At 57.9% G+C, this 278-nt stretch carries 1 protein-coding gene; it reads left to right on the top strand.

Annotation, left to right across the window (positions count from 1 at the left end):
- On the top strand, window positions 1-278 hold a 278-nt coding region (locus tag RTW80_RS29090; RefSeq protein WP_409415340.1), incomplete at both ends, for a CSS-motif domain-containing protein.

The raw sequence follows: 278 nt of genomic DNA, 5'->3' as shown, positions 1-278 counted from the left end.
GCCGTAATGTGCCCGTCAGTGAGTTTGTGCCGGAGCTGCCGATCAGTGAATCCAGGCTGTTGCTGCTGACCGATCGGTGGCTGGTAAAAGGCAGCCCGGTACTGATTCAGTGGTCTCCCCTCGCGAGCGACGGCAACGACGGGGTGATGGAGGTGGTGAATATCGATCTCATCACTAAAATGATTCTTGAGCCGCAGCGGCCGCAGATCACCGACGTTATCCTGAGAGTAGGAGATAACTTCCTCCGCGACGGGCAACAGGTGACGACTACGCCGACC

The organism is Escherichia sp. AM3 (assembly GCF_032029835.1).
GTDB lineage: Bacteria > Pseudomonadota > Gammaproteobacteria > Enterobacterales > Enterobacteriaceae > Escherichia > Escherichia coli.
This window is presented reverse-complemented; position numbering and strand designations above follow the sequence as displayed.